We start from the raw sequence: 3,705 nt of genomic DNA on the forward strand, positions 1-3,705 counted from the left end.
GGCGAGCCGATAAAAGACACCGCGCGCGTGATCTCGCGAATGTGCGATCTCATCATGGCTCGCGTTAATCGCCACGAGACGTTAGAGGAGCTTGCCAAATTTAGCCACGTACCCGTGATAAACGGTCTTAGCGATAAATTTCACCCCGCACAGCTGATGGCTGATCTCATGACGGCTGTCGAATGCGGGCTAAAAATAGACGAGATAAAAGCGGCGTTCGTGGGCGACGGCAACAACATGGCTCACTCGTGGCTGATGCTAGCTAGCAAGCTCGGCTTTGAGCTAAGAATCGCTACGCCAAAGGGCTACGAGCCGGACGCCGACGTCGTAAATTTAGCGATGAAAAACGCTCAAATTTCGGGAGCTAAAATTTATCTAACTCAGGACGTAAAAGAAGCCGTCTCGGGCGCTAACGTCGTCACTACCGATACTTGGGTCTCGATGGGACAAGAAGCCGAAAAAGAAAAGCGCCTGAGGGACTTTGCCGGATTTTGCGTGGATGAAAATTTGATGAAATTAGCCGCTCCGCGAGCGATATTTTTACACTGCTTGCCGGCTTACCGCGGATACGAGGTGAGCGAAGGCGTGTTTGAGGCGCATGCGGATGAGATTTTTGCCGAGGCGGAAAATCGCTTGCACGCACAAAAAGGCGTGATGGTTTGGCTAGATAGGCAGCGAAACGGGTAAGTTAAGGAAGTAAATGAAAGAAAAAAATCTACAAAAAACATACGAAAAAATAGATGAAATCTCAGGCGAGCTTGGGATAAAAGAGGGCGAGAAGACGATATTTGAGATCGTGCCGACGAGCGATCCGAGTCAAATGAGCCTCAGCCTAAAAAGCGGCTCGTGGGACGGGGGGGAGCCGTGGTTTGGCATTGACGAAAATCAAAATTTGCACACGATGGTTTCGTTAAAATCGCTCTCGCAGCTCATCGAAGCCTACCGCAACGTCCAAAAGGAAAATTTCGAGCTAAGGCTCGAAAAGACGATCTGGCAGAACGTACCGATAGATTTCGCCGACGTTTGGGTCGTGGCGATGGACGAGATACGCAAGATCGCCGCAAAAAATAAAAATAAAAAAAGCATAGACATAAATTTGGAAAAACTGGTAAAGGGTATCAAAAAGCAGTATCCAAATTTGTTCGTCGATATGCAGAATTTAATGAAAAACGCGAGGAATAAAACGCTATGATGGATTTTGACGCTTACGTGAAGTATTCGCGCCCGGGACCGCGCTATACGAGCTATCCGACTGCGCCCGAGTTTAGCGATAAATTTAGCTACGAAGACTACCTGCGGGAGCTAAAAAACCGCGACGCCTCGCGCCCGCTTTCGCTTTATTTGCACCTGCCGTTTTGCCGCAGCGCCTGTTATTTTTGCGGTTGCAACGTGATCTATACGAGCAAAGAGGACCGCAAAACGCGGTACATGGAGTATCTGCAAAAAGAGCTTGATATACTAGCGGCAAACCTCGATACGAGCGCGCCCGTGCTGCAAATGCACTTTGGCGGCGGCACTCCGACATTCTACGGCGCGGATCAGCTAGATGAAATCATCAAAATGATAAAGGCTAAATTTAAAAACTTCTCGCCCGAGGCTGAAATCAGCTGCGAAATCGACCCGAGATTTTTAACCCGCGAGCAGCTTGACGTGCTCGTCTCTCACGGATTTAACCGCGTCAGCTACGGCGTGCAGGACTTTGATGAGCGCGTACAAAAAGAGATCCACCGCATCCAGCCCTACGAAATCACCAAAAACGCCGTGGATATGGCGCGCGCTAAGGGCATAAACTCGATAAATATGGACCTGATCTACGGCCTGCCGTATCAGACGCTAGAGAGCTTTAAAGCGACGCTGGATAAGGCTCTGACGCTGTCTCCCGACCGCTTGGCGGTATTTAACTACGCGCACGTGCCGTGGATAAAAAAATCTATGCGTAAATTTGACGAAGCCACGCTGCCGAGCCCTAAAACCAAGCTTGAAATTTTAAAATACACGGCCGAGTTTTTTATCAAAAACGGCTACAAAATGATCGGCATGGATCACTTTGCAAAGCCTGGCGACGAGCTTTTTGCCGCGCTTGCTAACGGCACGCTTCATCGCAACTTTCAAGGCTACACGACTAAGGGCGGAGCCGATCTCATCGGCATCGGACTAACTAGCATCGGTGAGGGGCAAAGATACTACGCGCAAAATTTCAAAGACATGGATGAATACGAAAAAGCCCTAGATAGCGGCGTTTTGCCGTATTGCAAGGGTATTTATCTAACTGGCGACGATCTAATCAGAAAAGCCGTGATAATGAGCCTGATGAGCAACTTCGCCCTTGATATCAAGGCGGTTGAGGCTAAATTTGACATCAAATTTTTCGAGTATTTTAAAGATGATTTGGTCGAGCTTGAAAATTTGAGCGAATTTGTAACCGTAACGCCAGAAAAAATCAGCGTAAACGAGACGGGCGCGCTGATCATCCGAAATATCGCGATGTGTTTTGACGCGTATTTGAAAAAAATACCCGAAAATTTACGTCGATTTTCAAAAACGGTTTGATGGATGGATATGTTTAAATTTAGCGAAATTTCGGATAAATGCGTAAAATGCGGCAAATGTATCCAAGTCTGCACGATCCACAAGATAAACTCCGACGAAACGACCTCTCCGCGCGGTTTTTTAGATCTCGTGGGAGCCTATGAGCGCGGCGAGCTAAAGCTTGATAAAAGCGCGAAAAATATCTTTGAAAGCTGCTTTTTATGCACGAACTGCGTCGAGGTATGTCCAAACTCCTTGCGCGTGGATACGGCGATAGAAAACGTCCGCCGCGATATCGCGGAAAAATTTGGCATCGCGTGGTACAAAAAGGCGTTTTTTTGGTTGCTTCGCCACCGCGCTATAATGGATTTTTGCGCGAGGCTGGGATATGTGTTTCAAAGTTGCGCGTTTAAGATCCGCGAAGGCGCGATGAGTCCGAGATTTAGCCTGCCGATGGTGAAAAAAGAGCGGCTTTTGCCAACCGCGAGCAAAAAGAGCTTTTTAAACTCGCACGCCGAGTTTATCGATAACGGCGGTGATAAAACTATCGGCGTTTTTATCGGCTGCATGGGAAACTACGCGTATACGGGCATCGGCGAGGCTCTGGTTAAGATAGCTCGCGAGCTTGGGTTAAATTTAAATTTGATGAAAAAGCAGGCCTGTTGCGGCGCGCCGGCGTATTTTACGGGGGATTTTGCGACGGTCGAGGTTTTGGCAAAGCGAAATATAGAGTATTTTGAAAAAATGCTTGGCGAGCTAGACGCCATCATCGTGCCGGAGGCTACTTGTTCGGCGATGATAAAGATCGACTACGAGCACTTCTTTCATGATGATGAGCATTGGCGAGAGCGCGCAAAAGCGGTGAGCAAGAAGATATTTTTAGCGACGGAGTACTTTGAAAAATTTACGAATTTGGCTGAAATTTTGGCTAAAAAAGGCAAAAATTTGACCTCCGTGACCTATCACGACCCTTGTCACGCTAGAAAAATGCAAGGCGTATTTAAAGAGCCTCGCAAACTGCTCGCTCAAAACTACGAAATGACCGAAATGGACGATCCAAATGAGTGCTGCGGTTTTGGCGGCGTGACGATGCAGTCTGAAAAATATCATCTAAGCCGCGCGGCCGGACAAAGAAAATCCGAGATGATAAAAAACTCGGGCGCAAAAATCGTAAGC

At 47.9% G+C, this 3,705-nt stretch carries 4 protein-coding genes; all 4 read left to right on the forward strand.

What is annotated here, in order from left to right; genetic code table 11:
- On the forward strand, positions 1–687 hold a 687-nt coding region (argF, locus tag H740_RS07430), incomplete at its 5' end, for an ornithine carbamoyltransferase (RefSeq protein ID WP_002952903.1).
- A 13-nt stretch (positions 688–700) separates the two neighbouring features.
- On the forward strand, positions 701–1,192 hold the full coding sequence (locus tag H740_RS07435; RefSeq protein ID WP_002952904.1) for a DUF2603 domain-containing protein: 492 nt from the start codon (positions 701–703) through the stop codon (positions 1,190–1,192).
- Positions 1,189–2,550 (forward strand): oxygen-independent coproporphyrinogen III oxidase, encoded by a 1,362-nt coding sequence (gene hemN, locus H740_RS07440; protein WP_002952905.1) that lies wholly within the window; start codon positions 1,189–1,191, stop codon positions 2,548–2,550. Before H740_RS07435 ends, hemN begins: the two co-directional genes overlap by 4 nt.
- 9 nt (positions 2,551–2,559) lie before the next feature.
- Positions 2,560–3,705, forward strand: a 1,146-nt coding sequence (locus tag H740_RS07445) for a (Fe-S)-binding protein (RefSeq protein WP_197273066.1), incomplete at its 3' end; no start/stop codon positions are given.

It is taken from the genome of Campylobacter showae CC57C, assembly GCF_000344295.2.
GTDB classification, from domain to species: domain Bacteria; phylum Campylobacterota; class Campylobacteria; order Campylobacterales; family Campylobacteraceae; genus Campylobacter_A; species Campylobacter_A showae_B.